This is a genomic window from Halomonas pelophila, from assembly GCF_040196315.1.
Lineage (GTDB): Bacteria > Pseudomonadota > Gammaproteobacteria > Pseudomonadales > Halomonadaceae > Halomonas > Halomonas pelophila.
The window spans coordinates 132,145-150,430 of the sequence record NZ_JBEGCI010000009.1; the positions used below are offsets into that span (position 1 = coordinate 132,145).

Annotated in this window: 19 protein-coding genes; 9 read left to right on the forward strand and 10 right to left on the reverse strand. The window is 68.0% G+C overall.

Annotated features, from left to right (window positions below; all coding sequences use genetic code 11):
* The first annotated feature begins 67 nt into the window (after positions 1-67).
* Genes ubiE through tatC form a run of 7 tightly spaced genes read left to right on the forward strand, consistent with a single transcriptional unit; the run spans position 68 to position 4,986 of the window.
* Positions 68-823 (forward strand): bifunctional demethylmenaquinone methyltransferase/2-methoxy-6-polyprenyl-1,4-benzoquinol methylase UbiE, encoded by a 756-nt coding sequence (ubiE, locus tag ABE957_RS11640; RefSeq protein ID WP_349758861.1) that lies wholly within the window; start codon positions 68-70, stop codon positions 821-823.
* Positions 824-830: 7 nt separating this feature from the next.
* A complete protein-coding gene (locus ABE957_RS11645; protein ID WP_349758862.1) occupies positions 831-1,487 on the forward strand; it encodes a ubiquinone biosynthesis accessory factor UbiJ in 657 nt (218 codons plus the stop codon).
* The gene (gene ubiB, locus ABE957_RS11650; protein WP_349758863.1) at positions 1,484-3,106 is read left to right on the forward strand and encodes a ubiquinone biosynthesis regulatory protein kinase UbiB; all 1,623 of its coding nucleotides are present in this window, start codon (positions 1,484-1,486) and stop codon (positions 3,104-3,106) included. Before ABE957_RS11645 ends, ubiB begins: the two co-directional genes overlap by 4 nt.
* 24 nt (positions 3,107-3,130) lie before the next feature.
* Entirely contained in the window at positions 3,131-3,466 is a 336-nt protein-coding gene (locus tag ABE957_RS11655) for a phosphoribosyl-ATP diphosphatase (RefSeq protein WP_349758864.1), read from the forward strand.
* A 54-nt stretch (positions 3,467-3,520) separates the two neighbouring features.
* Positions 3,521-3,793, forward strand: a complete 273-nt coding sequence (tatA, locus tag ABE957_RS11660) for a Sec-independent protein translocase subunit TatA (protein WP_349758865.1) — start codon at positions 3,521-3,523, stop codon at positions 3,791-3,793.
* Between the two features lie 6 nt (positions 3,794-3,799).
* The gene (tatB, locus tag ABE957_RS11665) at positions 3,800-4,219 is read left to right on the forward strand and encodes a Sec-independent protein translocase protein TatB (protein WP_349758866.1); all 420 of its coding nucleotides are present in this window, start codon (positions 3,800-3,802) and stop codon (positions 4,217-4,219) included.
* Entirely contained in the window at positions 4,216-4,986 is a 771-nt protein-coding gene (gene tatC / locus ABE957_RS11670) for a twin-arginine translocase subunit TatC (protein WP_349758867.1), read from the forward strand. The genes tatB and tatC overlap by 4 nt, the downstream gene beginning before the upstream one ends.
* Positions 4,987-5,109: 123 nt before the next feature.
* Here the strand turns inward: tatC and elbB are convergent, their stop codons facing one another.
* The gene (gene elbB / locus ABE957_RS11675) at positions 5,110-5,772 is read right to left on the reverse strand and encodes an isoprenoid biosynthesis glyoxalase ElbB (RefSeq protein WP_349758868.1); all 663 of its coding nucleotides are present in this window, start codon (positions 5,770-5,772) and stop codon (positions 5,110-5,112) included.
* A 225-nt stretch (positions 5,773-5,997) separates the two neighbouring features.
* Here elbB and hemB point away from each other — a divergent pair, with 225 nt between their 5' ends.
* A complete protein-coding gene (hemB, locus tag ABE957_RS11680) occupies positions 5,998-6,996 on the forward strand; it encodes a porphobilinogen synthase (RefSeq protein ID WP_432765416.1) in 999 nt (332 codons plus the stop codon).
* 46 nt (positions 6,997-7,042) lie between these two features.
* Positions 7,043-9,247 carry a polyphosphate kinase 1 gene (gene ppk1, locus ABE957_RS11685; protein ID WP_432765414.1) on the forward strand — a complete coding sequence of 735 codons (2,205 nt, stop codon included), beginning with the start codon at positions 7,043-7,045 and terminating at the stop codon, positions 9,245-9,247.
* A 90-nt stretch (positions 9,248-9,337) separates the two neighbouring features.
* On the opposite strand, the gene ABE957_RS11690 is transcribed toward ppk1, so the two are convergent.
* The 9 genes from ABE957_RS11690 to rho all read right to left on the reverse strand — a co-directional run bounded on the left by ABE957_RS11690 (position 9,338) and on the right by rho (position 18,267).
* On the reverse strand, positions 9,338-11,461 hold the full coding sequence (locus ABE957_RS11690) for a PhoX family protein (RefSeq protein WP_349758870.1): 2,124 nt from the start codon (positions 11,459-11,461) through the stop codon (positions 9,338-9,340).
* Positions 11,462-11,562: 101 nt separating this feature from the next.
* Positions 11,563-12,075 (reverse strand): DUF3087 family protein, encoded by a 513-nt coding sequence (locus ABE957_RS11695; RefSeq protein ID WP_349758871.1) that lies wholly within the window; start codon positions 12,073-12,075, stop codon positions 11,563-11,565.
* Positions 12,076-12,146: 71 nt separating this feature from the next.
* On the reverse strand, positions 12,147-13,214 hold the full coding sequence (locus ABE957_RS11700; RefSeq protein WP_349758872.1) for a 3-deoxy-7-phosphoheptulonate synthase: 1,068 nt from the start codon (positions 13,212-13,214) through the stop codon (positions 12,147-12,149).
* A gap of 296 nt (positions 13,215-13,510) precedes the next feature.
* Positions 13,511-13,669, reverse strand: a complete 159-nt coding sequence (locus ABE957_RS11705) for a hypothetical protein (RefSeq protein ID WP_349758873.1) — start codon at positions 13,667-13,669, stop codon at positions 13,511-13,513.
* Between the two features lie 73 nt (positions 13,670-13,742).
* Positions 13,743-13,907, reverse strand: coding sequence for a hypothetical protein (locus ABE957_RS11710; protein WP_349758874.1), 165 nt, complete (start codon positions 13,905-13,907; stop codon positions 13,743-13,745).
* A 7-nt stretch (positions 13,908-13,914) separates the two neighbouring features.
* A complete protein-coding gene (folM, locus tag ABE957_RS11715; RefSeq protein WP_349758875.1) occupies positions 13,915-14,628 on the reverse strand; it encodes a dihydromonapterin reductase in 714 nt (237 codons plus the stop codon).
* Complete coding sequence (locus ABE957_RS11720) at positions 14,625-15,404, reverse strand: NAD(P)H-flavin reductase (RefSeq protein WP_349758876.1); 780 nt, start codon at positions 15,402-15,404, stop codon at positions 14,625-14,627. The genes folM and ABE957_RS11720 overlap by 4 nt, the downstream gene beginning before the upstream one ends.
* Positions 15,401-16,897 carry a 4-hydroxy-3-polyprenylbenzoate decarboxylase gene (gene ubiD, locus ABE957_RS11725; RefSeq protein WP_349758877.1) on the reverse strand — a complete coding sequence of 499 codons (1,497 nt, stop codon included), beginning with the start codon at positions 16,895-16,897 and terminating at the stop codon, positions 15,401-15,403. Before ubiD ends, ABE957_RS11720 begins: the two co-directional genes overlap by 4 nt.
* A gap of 110 nt (positions 16,898-17,007) precedes the next feature.
* Positions 17,008-18,267 carry a transcription termination factor Rho gene (gene rho / locus ABE957_RS11730; RefSeq protein WP_089850291.1) on the reverse strand — a complete coding sequence of 420 codons (1,260 nt, stop codon included), beginning with the start codon at positions 18,265-18,267 and terminating at the stop codon, positions 17,008-17,010.
* Positions 18,268-18,286: the final 19 nt, after the last annotated feature.

Sequence of the window (18,286 nt, forward strand, 5' to 3'; positions counted from 1 at the left end):
TACAATGGCGCCCATCGGCGAGGCCGCCAGGCCTCCCCCCACCGCAGCGATTCGGGAGCCCCACGGCATGAGCGCCAGTGACAAGCACACCACCCACTTCGGCTATCAGGACGTCCCGGTCGAGGAGAAGGCCTCTCGCGTGGCCGATGTCTTCCATTCGGTCGCGGCGCGCTACGACATCATGAATGACCTGATGTCGCTGGGCATCCACCGCCTGTGGAAGCGCCTGGCCATCGAGCGCTCCGGCGTGCGTCCCGGCCACAGCGTGCTCGATATCGCCGGCGGCACCGGCGACCTGACGCAGAAGTTCTCGCGCATGGTGGGGCCGCGCGGCCGAGTGGTGCTGGCCGACATCAACGAATCCATGCTGCGGGTCGGCCGCGACAAGCTGATCGACCACGGCGTCGGTGGCAATGTCGAATACGTACAGGCCAACGCCGAGTGCCTGCCCTTCCCCGACAACAGCTTCGACTGCATCACCATCGCCTTCGGCCTGCGCAACGTCACCGACAAGGATGCCGCCCTGCGCTCCATGGCGCGGGTGCTCAAGCCAGGCGGGCGACTGCTGGTACTGGAGTTCTCCAAGCCAGGCAACCCGCTGTTCTCCAAGGCCTACGACGAGTACTCCTTCCGCCTGCTGCCGAAGATCGGTGAGCTGGTGGCAAGCGATGGTGAGAGCTACCGCTACCTGGCCGAGTCGATCCGCATGCATCCCGACCAGGAGACCCTCAAGGCCATGATGGAGGATGCGGGACTCGAGCGGGTCGAGTACACCAACCTCACCGGGGGCATCGTCGCCCTGCACCGCGGCATCAAGCTGTGAGGGCATGATGTCGCTGTCACCCACTCTGCTGCTGGCCGGTCTCGAACGCACCCTCAACGCCCTGCTCGCCCGGGATCCCGCGGCACCGTCGCGGCTGGCCCGGCTGGCCGGCCAGCGCATCCTGCTGCGCCTGGAGCGGCCCGCCCTGGCGCTGGCGCTGCACTTCCACCCGGCGGGGATCGACCTGTTGCGCCCCGACCTGAGCGACGAAACGGCCTTCGATGAGGCGGGCTTCGACGCGGTGGTCGAGCTGGATGCCGAGACCCTCGGCGAACTGCTCGGCGGCGCCCCCATCGAGCGCCTGATGTTCCAGGGCAAGCTCGCCGTGCGCGGGCGCACCCATCTGCTCGAGGCGACCCGCGACCTGCTGTTCGATCTCGATCTCGACTGGGAGGGCGAGCTCGCCCGCTGGCTCGGCGACATGCCCGCCCATAGCCTGGCCGAGGGCGTGCGCAACCTCTCCCAGTGGGGGCTGCGCACCCGCCAGGAGCTCTGCGCCGACGTCGGCGAGTACGTCTTCGAGGAGGCGCGCCTGCTGCCGGGACGCCACCAGCTCGAGGCGCTGCGCGATCACATGACCGAGCTGGAGATCGCCACCGACCGCCTCGAGGCCCGCCTGGCCCGGCTGCGCCGTCGCCTGGCCGCCGCGGAGACTCCCTCATGATCCTGCGACTGGCGCGCATCATCTGGGTGATCACCCGCTACCGGCTCGACACCCTGCTGCCCCTGGCGCGCCTGCCCTGGTGGCTACGCGCCCTGTTCATGCTCTCGCCGCTGCGCCTGGTGCCGATCGGCGAGCGCTCCCGGGGCGAGCGCCTGCGCCTCGCCCTGGAGTCCCTCGGGCCGATCTTCGTCAAGTTCGGCCAGATGCTCTCGACCCGGCGCGACCTGCTCCCCGAGGACATCGCCAACGAGCTGCAGCGCCTCCAGGACCAGGTACCGCCCTTCCCCGGCCACCAGGCCATGGCGCTGGTCGAGGAGGAGCTCGAGATGTCGCTGGAGGAGGCCTTCGCCAGCTTCGAGCCCGAGCCGCTGGCCTCGGCTTCCGTCGCCCAGGTGCATGCCGCGCGGCTGCACGGCGGCGAGGCCGTGGTGGTCAAGATCATCCGCCCGGGCATCGATCGGGTGATGCGCCAGGACATGGCGCTGATGTATCGCTTCGCCAGCGTGCTGGCGCGGATCCCCGAGGCGCGCCGGCTGCGCCCCGTGGAGGTGGTCCGCGACTACGAATCCACGCTGTTCGACGAGCTCGACCTGACCAAGGAGGCCGCCAACACCTCCCAGCTCAAGCGCAACTTCAAGGGTTCGCCGCTGCTCTACGTGCCGGCCATCCACTGGGAGCTGACCCACCGCCGGGTGATGGTCCAGGAGCGGATCTACGGCGTGCCGGTGGCCGACACCGCGGCGCTGATCGCCCAGGGCACCAATCTCAAGAAGCTCGCCGAGCGCGGCGTGGAGATCTTCTTCACCCAGGTTTTCCGCGACAACTTCTTCCACGCCGACATGCATCCGGGCAACATCTTCGTCGCCTACGAGCACCCCGAGGATCCCCAGTACATCGCCATCGACTGCGGCATCGTCGGCAGCCTCACCCGCGAGGACCAGGACTACCTGGCGCGCAACCTGCTGGCCTTCTTCCATCAGGACTACTACGAGGTGGCCGCCCTGCACATCGAGTCCGGCTGGGTGGGCGAGGAGACCCGCGCCAACGAGTTCGCCGCGGCGGTACGCACGGTGTGCGAGCCGATCCTCGAGAAGCCGCTCAAGGACATCTCCTTCGGCCAGGTGCTGCTGGGGCTCTTCCAGACCGCGCGCCGCTTCAACATGGAGGTGCAGCCCCAGCTGGTGCTGCTGCAGAAGACCCTGCTCAACATCGAGGGACTGGGGCGCCAGCTCTATCCCGACCTCGACCTCTGGTCGACCGCCAAGCCCTTTCTGGAGCGCTGGATGAAGGAGCGCGCCGGCGCCCGCGGCCTGCTGGAGTCCTTGAAGCGCCAGGCGCCCGAACTCTCCCGCCAGCTGCCGGAGCTCCCCGTGCTCGCCTATCAGGTGCTGTCCCGCGCCGAACAGGAGCATCGCCAGCGCCGTCGCCAGTCGACCGCCATGGGCGACATCTCCCGCCAGCTGACGCACCAGGGCAGCCGCCATCGACGGCTGCGCCTGGGCCTGCTGCTGATCGTCGCCGCGCTGGCCTGGCAGCCGCTTTACGACTGGGCCGCCGGCCAGCCCTGGCCGGCGCTCGCCGCCGCCGGCCTCGGCGTGCTGCTACTGGCCTGGAACTGACCTCAAGCAATGGAACCCTGCCCCATGAGCGATATACTGGACCGACTGCACGACGTGCTCGAACAGCGCCGCCAGGCCGATCCCGACAGCTCCTACGTGGCCGCCCTGCATCACAAGGGGCTCAACAAGATCCTCGAGAAGCTCGGCGAGGAAGCCACCGAGACGCTGCTGGCGGCCAAGGATGCCGAGCACGGCGACGCGGCGGCGCAACAGGCGTTGATCGCCGAAACGGCCGACTTGTGGTTTCATAGCCTGGTGATGCTCTCGCACCTGGGCCTCGATCACGGGACGGTCCTGGATGAGCTGGCCCGCCGCTTCGGCGTCTCGGGACACGACGAGAAGGCCGCACGGCAACCCTAGCGTCAACTGGCCCTTTCCGGGCCTCCCCCGGAGCCCCAACCTGAGGAAGCAACTATGTTAGGTGGTATCAGTATCTGGCAGCTGCTGATCGTTCTCGGCATCATCATCCTGATCTTCGGCACCAAGAAGCTGCGCAACGTCGGCGGCGACCTGGGCGGCGCCGTGAAGGGCTTCAAGAAGGCCATGCACGACGAGGAAAAGGGCGAGAAAAGCGAGGACGAGCAGGCGGACGATCCCCAGGCCCGCGTCAGCCATGACGACGAGGGGGTCAACACCTACGACGTCAAGGCCGAGAAGAAGGCCGAGGACTCGGAAGAGCGCAAGTAAACCGCCATGTTCGATATGGGCTTTCTCGAACTGATGATCATCGGCGTGGTGGGCCTGCTGGTGCTCGGTCCCGAGCGCCTGCCCAAGGCTGCGCGCACCCTGGGGCTGTGGATCGGCAAGATCAAGCGCACGGTCTCGGGCATGCAGAGCGAGATCAGCGCCCAGCTCGAGGCCGAGGAGCTGCGCCAGAAACTCAACGAGCAGCAGAAGAAGCTCGACGAGGGCGTCCAGCAGGTCAAGCGGGGCGTGGAGAGCATCGCCGAGAACGACGGCGGCACGTCCGCCTCGAGCTCACGGAGCAAGGCCGCGCCTGCCGAGAAGCGCCTCGATGACGCCCTGGCCCGGGCCCGCTCGGGCAGCGAGGACGATGATCACCCGCGCTCCGCCGATGCCTCCACCGCCGACAAGGATTCCGCCTCCCGATGAGCAAGACCGGTGATCCCCAGGAACAGAACCAGGCCCCGCTGATCGAGCACCTCATCGAACTGCGCTCGCGGCTGATGCGCGCCGTGGTCGCGATCCTGGTGATCTTCCTCGGGCTCTATGCCTTCGCCAACGACATCTACTCGTTCGTCGCCCAACCGTTGATGGCGCTGCTGCCGGAAGGCTCGCAGATGATCGCCACCGAGGTCGCCTCGCCCTTCCTGGCGCCCTTCAAGCTGACCCTGGTGGTGGCGGTGTTCGCCGCCATCCCCTATGTGCTGCATCAGGCCTGGGCCTTCGTGGCGCCGGGGCTCTACGACAACGAGAAGGCCCTGGCCCTGCCGATCCTCGCCTCCAGCATCGCGCTCTTCTATGGCGGCGCCGCCTTCGCCTACTACGTGGTCTTCCCGCTGCTGTTCCAGTTCTTCACCCAGACCGGGCCGGAGGACGTAGCGATAATGACCGACATCAACCAGTACCTGAACTTCGTCCTCAAGCTGTTCTTCGCCTTCGGCGTGGCCTTCGAGATCCCCATCGCCACCTTCCTGCTGATCCTGTCGGGCGCCACCACGGTGGAGAGCCTGTCGAAGAAGCGTCCCTACGTGGTGCTGGGCTGCTTCGTCATCGGCATGCTGCTGACCCCGCCGGACGTGGTCTCGCAGAGCCTGCTGGCGGTGCCGATGTACCTGCTCTACGAGGTGGGCCTGCTGTTCGGCCGGCTGGTGCGCCGCAAGCGCGACGCGCAGGCTGTCGAGGAACGCGACGACTAATCGGGCGCAAGCGGCCAGCAACATCTGCCCTTCCAACAAAACATCGACCCCGAGGCCATGGCCTCGGGGTCGATGTTTAGCGTGGCGCTTTTAGCTGGGTGCCCTTGGTTCCATGCTTGGCGCTTACAGGTCCATCAGCTCGTCGATGCGATCAACCAGCTTGAAGATGCCGGTCGCGGCCTCGCTGATGCGGGTCGCCAGCATGTAGGCCGGGGTGGTCACCACCCGGTTCTCGAAGTCCAGCACGATGTCCTCCACCCCGCAGCTGCGGTGCAGGCCACCCATGGCGCTGATCGCGCCGGCGACGCCGGGGTCGCTGCCCACGGTCACGGCGATGCCCGGACCGAGCAGGCGCGGCACCAGCACCGGGCTTATGCACATCAGGCCGATCGGCTTGCGCGCCTGGTGGAAGCCAGCCAGCGCCTCGGTCAGCGCCTCGATCACCTGCAGGCCGTCGCCCGCCACGGCGAAGTCCGAGAGGTTCTTGGCGACGCCGAAGCCGCCGGGAAGGATCACCGCGTCGAACTCGTCGGCCTCGAGCTCGTCCAGGGGGGAGATCTCGCCGCGCGCCAGGCGCGCCGACTCGGTCAGCACGTTGCGGGTCTCGCCCTCGACCGGCGCGCCGTGACGATGATCGATGACATGGTGCTGCTCGATGTCCGGGGCGAAGCAGCGATAGCCCAGGCCCCGCTGATCGAGGCGCAGCAGGGTCAGGGTGGTCTCGTAGATCTCGGCCCCGTCCTGCACCCCACATCCCGAGAGGATCACCGCCACCTGTTTGCTCATGCCTTTCTCCTTGAAAGTAGGCGCCTGTCGAAGCCAGGCCCTGAAATCACAAGGTGTCCACTTTAGAGAGTCGGCGGGGGTGCGACAAGGCGCGACTTTCGACGCCTGTCGACACTGATATACTCGGAGGCAGCCGACCCTATGTCATCGTTTCGTCATCTTCCGCCGCCACCATCGTACCGTGGCGGCCTCGATCCCCACTGCCGGAGAGACGCCTTGAGTTTCATGACCCCACGCCAGTTCCCGACCTCCCGCCCGCGCCGCATGCGCCGCGACGACTTCTCGCGCCGCCTGATGCGCGAGCACACCCTGACCGCCGCCGACCTGATCTGGCCGGTCTTCGTGCTGGAGGGCGAGGGCCAGCGCGAGGCGGTGCACTCGATGCCCGGGGTGGAGCGCCTCTCGATCGACCTGCTGATCGAGGAGGCCCGCGAGGCCTATGAGCTCGGCATTCCGGCCATCGCGCTGTTCCCGGTGGTCGGCACCGAGCTCAAGAGCGAGCTGGCCGAGGAGTCCTACAACGCCGCGGGCCTGGTGCAGCGCAGCGTGCGGGCCCTCAAGGCGGCGCTGCCCGAACTCGGCGTCATCACCGACGTGGCGCTGGATCCCTACACCAGCCACGGCCAGGACGGGATCCTCGACGAGGCCGGCTACGTGCACAACGACCGCACCGTGGCGACCCTGATCAAGCAGGCCCTCTCCCACGCCGAGGCCGGCGCCGACGTGGTGGCCCCCTCGGACATGATGGACGGGCGCATCGGCTCGATCCGTCGGGTGCTGGAGCAGGAAGCGCTGGTCAACACCCGGATCATGGCCTATAGCGCCAAGTATGCCTCGCGCTACTACGGCCCCTTCCGCGACGCCGTGGGCTCCGCCGGCAACCTGGGCAAGGCGGACAAGACCACCTACCAGATGGATCCGGGCAACGGCGACGAGGCGCTGCACGAGGTGGCCCTGGACCTGGCCGAGGGCGCCGACATGGTGATGATCAAGCCCGGCATGCCCTACCTGGACGTGGTGCGCCGGGTGAAGGACGAACTGAAGGTGCCCACCTTCGCCTACCAGGTGAGCGGCGAGTACGCCATGCACATGGCCGCCTTCGAGAATGGCTGGCTGGAGGCGGACGCAGTCATCCTCGAGTCGCTGCTCTGCTTCAAGCGCGCCGGCGCCGACGGCGTGCTCACCTACTTCGCCAAGCGGGCAGCGCGGCTGCTCGCCCGCTAGCCGACGGGAGGGTCGCGCCCCTTCCGCACGCTGACAGGGAGCTCCCATGGACGAGACGCGCGACCCCATCCCCCGCCACGACGCGGGCCATGCCATGCAGGGCGGTGACGTGCCCGAGCCGCCCGCCCCGCGCCTGAACCAGACTCGCACCGGCATCAAGCCCAAGGCGCTGCCGGATCCCGAGGCCGACCTCACCGATCCCGGTCTCTACTTCAACCGGGAGCTCTCGCACCTGCAGTTCAACGTCCGGGTGCTGGAGCAGGCCCTCGACGAGGCCCACCCGCTGCTCAACCGGCTGATGTTCCTGCTGATCTTCTCGTCGAACATGGACGAGTTCTTCGAGATCCGCGTGGCCGGGCTGAAGCACCAGGTGCTGCTCGGCGATGAATCCACCGGCGCCGACGGCCGTTCGCCCCGCTCGGTGCTGGCCGAGATCGCGCGGATCGCCCACGAGCAGGTGGCGCGCCAGTACCACATCCTCAACGAGGTCCTGATCCCCGCCCTGGAGGCCCAGCGGCTGCGCTTTCGCCGCCGCGGCGACTGGACCGAGGCCCAGCGCGCCTGGGTGCAGGAGTATTTCGCCGCCGAGATTATCCCGGTGGTCAGCCCCATCGGCCTGGACCCTTCCCACCCCTTCCCGCGGCTGGTCAACAAGAGCCTCAACTTCATCGTCCAGCTCGAGGGCAAGGACGCCTTCGGCCGTGAGGGGGGCCTGGCCATCCTGCCGGCGCCGCGCTCACTGCCGCGGGTGATCGCCCTGCCCGAGGAGCTCTGCGAGGAGGGCTTCTGTGAGTACGTCTTCCTATCGTCGATGATGCATGCTCACGCCGAGGAGGTCTTCCCGGGCATGACGGTGCTCGGCTGCTACCAGTTCCGCCTGACCCGCAACGCCGATCTGTCCGTGGATCCCGAGGAGGTCTCGGACCTCGCCTCGGCGCTGCGCGGCGAACTGCTGTCGCGGCGCTACGGCAGTGGGGTGCGGCTGGAGGTGGCCGACAATTGCCCCGACGAGCTCGCCGACTTCCTGCTCCGCCAGTTCCAGCTCGAGGAGGCCGACCTCTATCGGGTCGACGGCCCGGTGAACCTGACGCGCATGATGTCGGTGCTCGATGCCGTGGAGCGCCCCGAGCTGCTCTACCGTCCCTTCACGCCGGGCCTGCCCAAGTCGCTGCTCAAGGCCGACAGCCTGCTGGGGGTGATCGCCGAGGGCGACATCCTGCTGCACCACCCCTTCCAGTCCTTTACCCCGGTGGAGAAGATGCTCGGCGAGGCGGCCCGGGATCCGGACGTGCTGGCCATCAAGCAGACCCTCTACCGCACCGGCGCCGACTCGCCCATCGTCAACGCCCTGGTGGAGGCCGCCGGCAACGGCAAGGAGGTCACGGTGGTGATCGAACTGCGGGCGCGCTTCGACGAGGCCGACAACCTGGCGCTCGCCTCGCGCCTGCAGGAGGCCGGCGCCATCGTCATCTACGGCGTGATGGCCTACAAGACCCATGCCAAGATGATGCACATCGTGCGCCGCGAGCGGGGCAAGCTGCGCCACTACGCCCACCTGGGCACCGGCAACTACCACTCGAAGACCGCCCGGCTCTACACCGACTACAGCCTGCTCACCGCCGACCCGGTGCTGTGTGCCGACGTGCACAAGGTCTTCCAGCAGCTCACCGGCATGGGCCGGGCCCGGCATATCGAAAAGCTGCTGCACGCCCCCTTCACCCTGCATGAGCAGATGGTGGCGAAGATCGACCGCGAGACCGAGCACGCCCGCAAGGGAAAGCGCGCCCACCTGATCATCAAGTGCAACTCGCTCACCGAGCCCAAGCTGATCCAGGCGCTCTACCGGGCGTCCCGGGCGGGGGTGGAGTGCGACCTGATCATCCGCGGCATGTGCTGCCTGCGCCCCGGGCTGCCGGGCATCTCCGAGACCATCCGGGTGCGCTCGGTGATCGGTCGTTTCCTGGAGCACACGCGCGTCTTCCACTTCCACAACGACGGCAAGTCCGAGACCTGGGGCTCCAGCGCCGACTTCATGGCGCGCAACATGTTCCACCGGGTGGAGACTTGCTTTCCGCTGCTGGACAAGAAGCTGGCCGCCCGGGTCCGCAAGGACCTCGAGACCTACCTGGTGGACAATTGCCAGAGCTGGCTGCTCGGCAGCGACGGCCTCTACGTCAAGCAGCAGGCCGGCGGCGCCGCGCCGATCAGCGCCCAGGAGACCCTGCTCTTCGCCTACGCCGCCCGGGCCTGACTCCCGGTCTTTCAAACCAAAACGAACAGGCCCTGAACGAAAAGGCCCCTGCCATCGGCAGGGGCCTTCTTGCGTGAGGGAGAGCGTCGATCAGACGCCGATCTGCCCGCCATCGCGCTTCTGGATCACCACGGTGGCCGCCCGCGGACGCACGCTGCCCGACGCCGACTCAGTCGCGTCCTGGGATGCCGGCCAGTTGCCCGGGTGCTGGATATTGATGAACAGCGCCGTGCGATCCGGGGTGGCGAAGATGCCGGTCACCTCACTGCCGTTGGGCCCCACGGCGAAGCGCTTAAGCCCCTGCTGGTTGTCCGCGTTCACCACCGAAGGCGCACCCTCACCCGACCCCAGGGCACCGGGCACCACCGCCAGCAGCTGATCGTTGGTGTGTTCGGCGACGCCCTCATAGCCGTTGTCGGTCTGGATCCACAGGATGCCCTCGCCCTCGCCGCGGTCATCGAACCACAAGCCGTCGGGGCTCGCGAACTGGTTGGCCTCGGTCAGGCCGGAGGGGTTGTCGGCATCGTCGGCCGCCGCGCCGAAGACGAACACCTCCCAGTCGAAGGCCGTCACGTCGTCGCGCTCCTGCCAGCGGATGATGTGCCCGGCGCCGTTCTCGGCACGCGGGTTGGCGGCGTTCACCGGCGCAGTGGCGAAGCCCACGCCCGGCTCGTCGAGCGAGCCGCCATCGTTGGTGTAGGACGCCGTGCTGCCTTCGCCGGTGCGCTGGCTGTTGTTGGTCAGCGTGATGTAGACCTTACCGGAGGCCGGGTCTACGCTGGCCCACTCCGGGCGGTCCATGGGCGTGGCGCCCATCAGGTCGGCGGCGTCGCAGGTGTTGACGATGATGCCGGCCAGGTCATCGGCGTTAAGCCCCAGCGCCTCGTGCAGGGGGCGGCCGTCACGCGTGCGGGCCTGCGGCGTGAGAGGCAGCCACTCACCGCGGCCATCGGCCTCGAAGCGGGCGGCGTAGAGGACACCGTCGTCCAGATACTTCTTGCCGATGGCCAGGCGATCGTAGGCCTCGCCGGGGCGATTGGCATCGGCCGGGTCCCAGGCGGCGTCGGAGACGAACTTGTAGACGTACTCGTTGTGGGCGTCGTGGCCGGAGTAGAAGACCACCGGCTTGCCCGGCACGAGCTTGCCCAGCCAGCAGCCCTCATGACGAAAGCGCCCCATGGCGGTGCGCTTCACGGCGCGCTCGCCGGTATAGGGATCGATCTCCACCTGGTAGCCGAAGGTGCGCGCCTCGTTGCGGTAGTCATCGAGCGCACTCGCGCCCCGCGGGGTAATGTCGAAACGCGCAAATTCCCCATCGCGTTCGGAGGCATCGCCAGCGGAGGTCTCCCATCCATAGCGGCCGCGCTCGGTGGGTATGCCGATGCGGGCATCGTCGCGGAAGCGTGCTCCCGTGTTGACGAAGACGTTGGGCCAGTTCTCCTCGCAGGCCAGGTAGGTGCCCCAGGGGGTGAAGCCGTTACCGCAGTTGTTGTTGGTGCCACGGGAAAGCTCGCCCTCCGGCGAGAAAGGCGTGCGTACATAGTCGCTGCCGGCGACGGGGCCAGACAGCTGCATTTCGGTCGCGCTGGTGAAGCGGCGGTTGTAGGGCGAGTCGACCACATGGCTCCACTGGCCGCCGGCGGAGCGCGCCACCTCGACCAGGGTCACGCCGTGAGCATTGATCTCGGTGCGCGACTCGTCGGCGGGACGAGCGCCCTCCTCGGCGTTGGTGGGCCCATCCTGGGGCGCCCAGAGCGCCTGCTGATCGATGTACTCGTTGTTGAGCGCCAGCACGAAGCGACGCGAGGCGCTCGACGGCTCGAGCGCGAAGCCGTGCATGCCGTCGTGGTGCATGCCGACGCTCTGCGCCTGACGCTCCGGGGTCATGGAGAGCCCCTCGTGCCACGCCGACGCCTGGTCATGCAACGGCGTGCCCCAGGGCACCAGCACCTGGGCGGTATAGCCGGCGGGCACCACCACGGCATCGGTGCGCGAGCCGCGCACGGACTCGAAGGCGAGGCTCAGCGGCGTCTTCTTCGCGCCGCCCGACGCCAGCGCCTGGGCGGCGCCGCCGAAGCCCAGCATCGAGGCGGCCGCCAGCCCCAGGCCGCCGCGCATCACGCTGCGCCGGGAGACATGACGAGCGAGCACGGCGTCGAAGGGCTCATTGCCGCTGGGGTTCAAGACACGATGATCCTCGATTTCCTTGCTCATGCTGCTCTCCTCGTCTGGGGGGCGAAGCGCCGCGGGCGCCTTCGGGTCGACGAGTCGAGCCTAGATCGAGAAGGTGACAGGGCGATGACCCCGGCCGCGCCCTAGCCCTTGCGGAAGGCGCCCAGATCCTCGAGCTCGAAGCCCTCGACGCGCTCGGAAAGCCCCCGCTCGCACCGGGCGTGACGGACCACCTCGCGCTCGGCGAGCAGCTCGGCATCGTCATCGAGGGTGCGCCCCTCGAGCTCGGAGAGCTGGGCCATGCCCTGATGGTAGAAGGCCAGCACCGCCAGCGCCGCCTCGTCGCCCTCGCCCATGCCGCGGCGCAGGGCCGGCAGGTAGGCGCTGACCCGCGCCAGGTGGTGCTTGAGGCGCCAGACGTAGCGAATGCCGGCCATCCAGGGGCGCTGTCGCAGCACGGCGAAGACCAGGCTGGTAGCGGCCAGGCCCAGCAGCACGCCCAGGGCGTTGATCCAGAGACTGCCGCCGAAGGCCGCGACGAGCAGCTGGGAGAACAGCAGTCCGAAGACGATCAGCTGGCCGGCCATGGCCAGGCCCGTGAGGCGAGAGAGGCGGCGGTAGGTGGCGGGATCAAAGTGTTCGAAGCGAAACGTCATGGAGGACCTGTGCGATGAGAGACGATGCCGCGATTATCCGCACATCGCCTCCCCGGGTACAGGCGCCCTGCTTATGCTCGCCCGCGCAGGCGCTGGGCCGCGGTCATCAGCAGGTGCTCGGTGGTCTCCCAGCCGATGCAGGCGTCGGTCACCGAGACGCCGTAGCGCAGGGGCCCAGGCACGAGGGGCTGCTTGCCCTCGTGGAGATGGCTCTCGATCATCAGGCCCACCAGCGAGGCGTCGCCGGCCTCGCGCTGACCCAGCACATCGAGCAGCACCTCGCTCTGACGGCGGTGATCCTTGCGGGCGTTGGCGTGGCTGCAGTCGACCATGATCCGTGGAGCGAGGCCGGCCGCCTGGAGGGTGCGCCGCGCCGCCAGGACATGGGCGGCCGAGTAGTTGGGCTCACCGTGGCCACCGCGCAGCACCAGGTGGGTATGGGGGTTGCCGGTGGTCTCGCGGACCATGGGCCGACCATCCTCGGCCATCGCGAAGTGGCGATGGGGATGCGCGGCGGACTGTATGGCGTCCAGCGCGACCTGCAGCTCGCCGCCGGTGGCGTTCTTGAAGCCGACCACGGCCTCCAGGCCGCTGGCCACCTCACGGTGCAACTGTGACTCGGTGGTGCGGGCGCCGATCGCCACCCAGGCGAGCAGGTCGTCCAGGTAGGGCGCCAGCATCGGCTGCAGCAGCTCGGTGGCCACCGGCAGACCGAGCGCGGCGATCTCGCGCATCAGCGCGCGCGAGGCGTGCAGGCCACGCGCCATGTCGCCGCTGCCGTCCAGGTCGGGATCGTAGGCGAGTCCCTTCCAGCCCACGGTGGTGCGCGGCTTCTCGACGTAGACGCGCATCACGATCAGCAGGCGATCGGCGACCGCCGGCGCCAGCTTGGCCAGCCGGCGCGCATAGTCGAGCGCGGCCTCGGGGTCGTCGACGGAGCAGGGCCCGACCACCACCAGCAGGCGGTCGTCCTGGCCGTCGAGGATGGCGCGGATCGCCCGGCGGTGGGTCGCCACCTGCTCGGCAAGGGCCGGGGCGAGCGGCAGAGTGTGGCGCAGCTCGCCTGGGGTGGGCAGCGACGCGGCGGACGTCGGGGCGGCCTGGTACGGGGCGGGGGCCAGCGAAACGGGGGCATTCATGGTCATCAACTCCGGGTAGAGATCGTACATCGTGTCTGTCGGGAGCCACCGATCTCGCTACGGTCGGGCGTGGCGGAGTGAGCCGACCGCAGCTCGCTAAATCGCCAGTAGCCGTAGTAGCCCACGAAGCCCCGGGTCTCGCGAATGGCGATGGATGCGGTCATGGTCTCTCTCCTCGTGTCGTCGTGATGGGTAAATGCCGTGAAACGCAGAACCCCCGGGCGGGGTTGCCGTCCGGGGGTTCTGGGAGGAGGCAACCCGGTGGGCGTGCCTCGTGGCGCTGTCCTTGGTGCGGCTCAGGACATGGCCACCGGCACGCCGGTGCTAAACCAGTAGCCATACCAGCCCTGGAAGCCCGGCATCTCCGCCTCGCCGATCCGCACGCTCGGGCACGCGGCACGGCAACGCGAGGCGTCGTCGAGGCAGCGAAGGGTCGGGTGCGGGGCGGATGTCATGGTCATCTCCTGAATAGTGCCTTCATCGTGCCGCATCGAGGCGGCCTCGGCAAGGGGCGCCGCGCGGCGACGATCAGCCGGTCGCGAGCTGGACCCAGCCGATGGTGGCCGGCAGCGCGCTCATGCCCAGCAGCACTGCCAGGCCCAGGAAGACGGCCAGCAGGCCGCTGTCATCCTTGAAGTTCTCGTCGTGTCCCGCCATGTCGTTATCCTCTTCGGGGTTGTCATCAGGGGTCATGGGCATTCTAGCGAAGATGCCGCCCGCCATCGACTGGCAGGGTGATGCCCGTCACGAAGCGGTTGTCGAGCAGGTAGCGCAGGCTCTGATAGATCACGCCGGGCCCGGGAATCATCTCCATGGCCGACTTGGCGCGCGCCTTCTCGGCGTATTCTTCGTCGTCGCCCTGGTTGAGCATGATCATCGCCGGGGCGATGGCGTTGACCTGGATCCTCGGCGCGAACATGGCCGCAAAGGAGAGCGTCAGGTTGTCGAGCCCCGCCTTGGTGGCGGCGTAGGCGGCGTGCTTGCGGGAGCCCTTCTGCACCACGTAGTCGGTCAGGTGCACGATGTCGCGCTGGGGCTCGCTGCACGCCTCGAGCAGCTCGCGGGCGTGCAGGTTGATCAGGTAGGGCGCCAGCATGTGCACCCGGAACAGCCGCTCGAAGTTGGCGCCGGCGTCGTCGCCGCGGCTGTCCGGCGCCCAGTCGCTGGCGTTGTGGACGATGGCGCGCAGCGAGGAGGTCTCGGCCTTGAGCCGCTTAAGAAAGTCCATGATGCCCGCCTCGCTCGAGAAGTCCGCCGGCAGGGCGACGATGCCCCGGGCGCGCAGCGCCTCGAGCTCCTCGCGTTCGCGCCGATAGCTGATGATCACCGGGTGGCCGTCGTCGCGCAGGCGCTCGGCGCAGTGGCGCCCAAGGCGCTGGGCCCCGCCGGTGATCAGGATCGGCGAGGCGCTCATGAACCGCCCTCCCTCACCAGGCTCCCCGCGGTGGGCACGATGGGGTCGCGGGGGGCGTAGGCGAAGACGTCCGAGAAGACCCGTGAGGGCGAGAGCCCCAATGAGGCCAGCACGTCGACGCAGGCATAGACCATGCCCGGGGAGCCGGAGACGTAGACATCGTGGCCGGAGACGTCCTCAAGGCTCGTCGCCAGCGCCCGATCGATACGGCCGTGATGGGCGTGAACGTGCGCGCCTTCGATGGCCTGCTCCGGCGTGACCTCGGTCACGGCATGGAAGCGCACCTTGGCATGCCCTTCCGCCCACTCACGGGGCAGGCGCTCCAGGTAGAGGTCGCGGCGCTCGCGGGCCGCCCACCAGAGGTCGATCTCGCGGTCGGGATCCTGGTGCAGGGCCGCCTCGGCGATCGCCTTCATCTGCGAGAAGCCGGTGCCGGCGGCGACCAGCAGCAGCGGGCGTGTGCTGTCCGGGTCCAGCACGCAGTCGCCGCCGGGCAGGCGCACGGTCAGCCGTTCAGCGACCTGCATCAGCTCACGCAGCCGCGCCGAGTTGTCGCGCTCCGGCCAGTGCTGGATGTGCAGCTCGATGGTGCCATCGCCGGCGTGGGCGTTGGCGATGGAGAACGGCACCCAGATGTCCTCGGCGAGTTTGAGCTCCAGGTACTGGCCGGGATCGTGGGCCACGGCCTCGGCGCGGCCCTCGAGCCGGACGCGGAAGACGTCCGGGGTGAGGTCCTCGACCTCGGTGACCAGGCAGGTCAGGGTCCTTGGCGTCATGAATGCCTCGTGTCGTTGTCAGGGGGAAGCGTGATGCCCAGGTCGTTCCAGCGCTCGCTGACGCGGGCCTTGATGGCCTCGTCCATGACGATGGGCCTGCCCCACTCGCGGTCGGTCTCACCGGGCCACTTGCCGGTGGCGTCCAGGCCCATCTTGGAGCCCAGCCCGGCCACGGGGGAGGCGAAGTCCAGGTAGTCGATGGGGGTGTTCTCCACCATCACGGTGTCCCGGGCGGGGTCCATACGGGTGGTAATGGCCCAGATCACGTCCTTCCAGTCGCGGGCGTCGACGTCGTCGTCGAGCACCACCACGAACTTGGTATACATGAACTGGCGCAGGAAGCTCCACACCCCCATCATCACCCGCTTGGCGTGACCCGGGTACTGCTTCTTCATGGTCACCACCGCCATGCGGTAGGAACAGCCCTCGGGCGGCAGGTAGAAGTCGACGATCTCGGGGAACTGGCGACGCAGGATCGGCACGAACACCTCGTTGAGCGCCAGCCCCAGGATCGCCGGCTCGTCGGGCGGCCGGCCGGTGTAGGTGGAGTGGTAGATGGCGTTCTCGCGCATGGTCATGCGCGTCACCGTGAACACCGGGAACTGCTCGACCTCGTTGTAGTAGCCGGTGTGGTCGCCATAGGGCCCCTCGGGCGCGGTGTCGTCCGGATAGATAAAGCCCTCGAGGATGATCTCGGCGGAGGCCGGCACCTGCAGATCGGCGTGACCGCACTCGACGAGCTCGGTGCGCGAGCCGCGCAGCAGCCCGGCGAAGGCGTACTCGGAGAGGCTATCCGGCACCGGCGTCACGGCGCCGAGGATGGTGGCCGGATCGGCACCCAGCGCCACGGCCACCGGGAAGGGCTCGCCGGGGTGCGCCTTCTGGAACTCCTGGAAATCGAGCGCCCCACCGCGATGGGAGAGCCAGCGCATGATCAGCCGGTTCTTGCCGAGCTTTTGCTGGCGATAGATGCCGAGGTTCTGGCGCGTCTTGTGGGGCCCGCGAGTGATCACCAGCGGCCAGGTGACCAGCGGCGCGGCGTCGCCCGGCCAGCAGTGCTGGATCGGCAGGCGGTCGAGGTCGACCTCGTCGCCCTCATAGACGAGCGCCTGGACCGGGGCCCGGCGCACCGTCTTGGGCCCCATGCTCATCACCTGCTTGAAGATCGGCAGCTTGCTCCAGGCATCGCGGAAGCCCTTGGGAGGCTCCGGCTCCTTGAGGAAGGCCAGCAGCTCGCCCACCTCGCGCAGGGCGGCCACCGAGTCCTGCCCCATGCCCATGGCCACCCGCTTCGGCGTGCCGAACAGGTTGCCGAGCAGCGGCATGTCGTGACCCTTGACGTTCTCGAACAGCAGGGCCGGTCCGCCGGCCCGCAGGGTGCGATCACAGATCTCGGTGATCTCGAGGTAGGGGTCCACCTCGGCGGTGACGCGCGTGAGTTCGCCCTGCTCCTCGAGCACCGCGATGAATTCGCGAAGGTCCTGATACTTCATTCGGATGTCCCGGTTCCAGAATGACAAGGGGGGCAGCATAGCATGCTGCCCCCCTATTCCTCGTACAACGCTTGCACAGCTTTTCTGCGCCGTTGTCGCGCGGGCTCGTTTTAACGCCGCTTCATGGCCTCGAAGAACTCCAGGTTCGTCTTGGTATCCTTCAGGCGGTCGATCAGGAACTCGGTGGCGGCCGTGTCCTCCATGGGATTGAGCAGCTTGCGCAGGATCCACATGCGCTGCATCTCGTCCTCGGAGGCGATCAGGTCCTCGCGGCGGGTGCCGCTGCGGCGAATGTTCATCGCCGGGTAGACGCGACGCTCGGCCAGCTTGCGGTCGAGGTGGGCTTCCATGTTGCCGGTACCCTTGAACTCCTCGAAGATCACCTCGTCCATCTTGGAGCCGGTGTCGACCAGCGCCGTGGCGATGATGGTCAGGCTGCCGCCCTCCTCGATGTTACGCGCCGCGCCGAAGAAGCGCTTGGGCTTCTCCAGGGCGTGGGCGTCGACGCCGCCGGTCAGCACCTTGCCGGAGCTCGGCACCACGGTGTTGTAGGCGCGCGCCAGGCGGGTGATGGAGTCGAGCAGGATCACCACGTCCTTCTTGTGCTCGACCAGGCGCTTGGCCTTCTCGATGACCATCTCGGCCACCTGCACGTGACGGGCCGGCGGTTCGTCGAAGGTCGAGGCCACCACCTCGCCGCGCACCGTGCGCGACATCTCCGTCACCTCCTCGGGGCGCTCGTCGATCAGCAGCACGATCAGGTGGCACTCGGGATTGTTGCGGGTGATGGAGGTGGCGATGTTCTGCAGCATCAGGGTCTTGCCCGCCTTGGGCGGGGAAACCAGCAGGCCGCGCTGACCCTTGCCGATGGGCGCCGTGAGGTCGATGATCCGGGCGGTGAGATCCTCGGTGGAGCCGTTACCGATCTCCATGCGCAGCCGCTCCTGGGGGAACAGCGGCGTGAGGTTCTCAAAGAGGATCTTGTGCTTGGCGTTCTCCGGCTTGTCGAAGTTGATCTCGCTGACCTTCAACAGCGCGAAGTAGCGCTCCCCCTCCTTCGGCGGACGAATCTTGCCGGAAATGGAGTCGCCCTTGCGCAGGTTGAAGCGCCGGATCTGCGAGGGCGAGACATAGATGTCATCGGGGCCGGCCAGGTAGGAGCTGTCGGCACTGCGCAGAAAGCCGAATCCGTCCTGCAGGATCTCCAGCACGCCATCACCGAAGATCGGCTCACCGCTCTTGGCATGCTTCTTGAGGATGGCGAAGATGATGTCCTGCTTGCGGGAACGCGCCAGGTTGTCGATGCCCATCTCGCGGGCAAGCTCCAGAAGCTCCGGAACTGGCTTTTGCTTGAGTTCGGTAAGATTCATCGGTGTGTTCAGAATTTGC

What these genes read in the sequence shown, in the direction of transcription:
- ubiE (WP_349758861.1), top strand. Translation starts at nt 68, where the DNA reads ATGAGCGCCAGTGACAAGCACACCACCCACTTCGGCTATCAGGACGTC.
- ABE957_RS11645 (WP_349758862.1), top strand. Translation starts at nt 831, where the DNA reads ATGTCGCTGTCACCCACTCTGCTGCTGGCCGGTCTCGAACGCACCCTC.
- ubiB (WP_349758863.1), top strand. Translation starts at nt 1,484, where the DNA reads ATGATCCTGCGACTGGCGCGCATCATCTGGGTGATCACCCGCTACCGG.
- ABE957_RS11655 (WP_349758864.1), top strand. Translation starts at nt 3,131, where the DNA reads ATGAGCGATATACTGGACCGACTGCACGACGTGCTCGAACAGCGCCGC.
- tatA (WP_349758865.1), top strand. Translation starts at nt 3,521, where the DNA reads ATGTTAGGTGGTATCAGTATCTGGCAGCTGCTGATCGTTCTCGGCATC.
- tatB (WP_349758866.1), top strand. Translation starts at nt 3,800, where the DNA reads ATGTTCGATATGGGCTTTCTCGAACTGATGATCATCGGCGTGGTGGGC.
- tatC (WP_349758867.1), top strand. Translation starts at nt 4,216, where the DNA reads ATGAGCAAGACCGGTGATCCCCAGGAACAGAACCAGGCCCCGCTGATC.
- elbB (WP_349758868.1), bottom strand. Translation starts at nt 5,772, where the DNA reads ATGAGCAAACAGGTGGCGGTGATCCTCTCGGGATGTGGGGTGCAGGAC.
- hemB (WP_432765416.1), top strand. Translation starts at nt 5,998, where the DNA reads ATGACCCCACGCCAGTTCCCGACCTCCCGCCCGCGCCGCATGCGCCGC.
- ppk1 (WP_432765414.1), top strand. Translation starts at nt 7,043, where the DNA reads ATGGACGAGACGCGCGACCCCATCCCCCGCCACGACGCGGGCCATGCC.
- ABE957_RS11690 (WP_349758870.1), bottom strand. Translation starts at nt 11,461, where the DNA reads ATGAGCAAGGAAATCGAGGATCATCGTGTCTTGAACCCCAGCGGCAAT.
- ABE957_RS11695 (WP_349758871.1), bottom strand. Translation starts at nt 12,075, where the DNA reads ATGACGTTTCGCTTCGAACACTTTGATCCCGCCACCTACCGCCGCCTC.
- ABE957_RS11700 (WP_349758872.1), bottom strand. Translation starts at nt 13,214, where the DNA reads ATGAATGCCCCCGTTTCGCTGGCCCCCGCCCCGTACCAGGCCGCCCCG.
- ABE957_RS11705 (WP_349758873.1), bottom strand. Translation starts at nt 13,669, where the DNA reads ATGACATCCGCCCCGCACCCGACCCTTCGCTGCCTCGACGACGCCTCG.
- ABE957_RS11710 (WP_349758874.1), bottom strand. Translation starts at nt 13,907, where the DNA reads ATGACCCCTGATGACAACCCCGAAGAGGATAACGACATGGCGGGACAC.
- folM (WP_349758875.1), bottom strand. Translation starts at nt 14,628, where the DNA reads ATGAGCGCCTCGCCGATCCTGATCACCGGCGGGGCCCAGCGCCTTGGG.
- ABE957_RS11720 (WP_349758876.1), bottom strand. Translation starts at nt 15,404, where the DNA reads ATGACGCCAAGGACCCTGACCTGCCTGGTCACCGAGGTCGAGGACCTC.
- ubiD (WP_349758877.1), bottom strand. Translation starts at nt 16,897, where the DNA reads ATGAAGTATCAGGACCTTCGCGAATTCATCGCGGTGCTCGAGGAGCAG.
- rho (WP_089850291.1), bottom strand. Translation starts at nt 18,267, where the DNA reads ATGAATCTTACCGAACTCAAGCAAAAGCCAGTTCCGGAGCTTCTGGAG.